Raw genomic sequence first — 408 nt, 5'->3', positions numbered from 1 at the left:
GAGAATAACTTCTCAGAGTTAAAAACTCTCAGTTAATTAAACTTGAGTAAGAGTGTTTATCTATAAGAAGGTGTAGTAAAGTGGTGGAGCTAAGCAGGATCGAACTGCTGACCTCCTGCGTGCAAGGCAGGCGCTCTCCCAGCTGAGCTATAGCCCCACATTACTAGGATAACATTGTTTTGAACTTCCCACTTAGCTTTGCTTTTAGGCAAGGATTTTTACGACGACGTTTAGTTCGCTAAACGAGTCGTGAAAAGACGCAGCATCAAAGCAAAGTGGTGGGTCTGAGTAGACTTGAACTACCGACCTCACGCTTATCAGGCGTGCGCTCTAACCAGCTGAGCTACAGACCCAAACAATGTTTGTGTTCTCTAATTCTATTCAACAATCATCTGTGTGGACACTTCG

Annotated in this window: 2 tRNA genes; both read right to left on the bottom strand. The window is 44.1% G+C overall.

From position 1 onward, the window contains the following. Positions 1–81: 81 nt before the first annotated feature. A tRNA-Ala gene (locus CEX98_RS22170) sits at positions 82–157 on the bottom strand. Between the two features lie 119 nt (positions 158–276). Then, positions 277–353, bottom strand: a tRNA-Ile gene (locus CEX98_RS22165). Positions 354–408 lie beyond the last annotated feature (55 nt).

Source organism: Pseudoalteromonas piscicida (assembly GCF_002744175.1).
In the GTDB taxonomy this organism is placed as follows: domain Bacteria; phylum Pseudomonadota; class Gammaproteobacteria; order Enterobacterales; family Alteromonadaceae; genus Pseudoalteromonas; species Pseudoalteromonas piscicida_B.
Note: the sequence above shows the minus strand (reverse complement) of the source record. Positions and strands in the feature narration are given on the sequence as shown.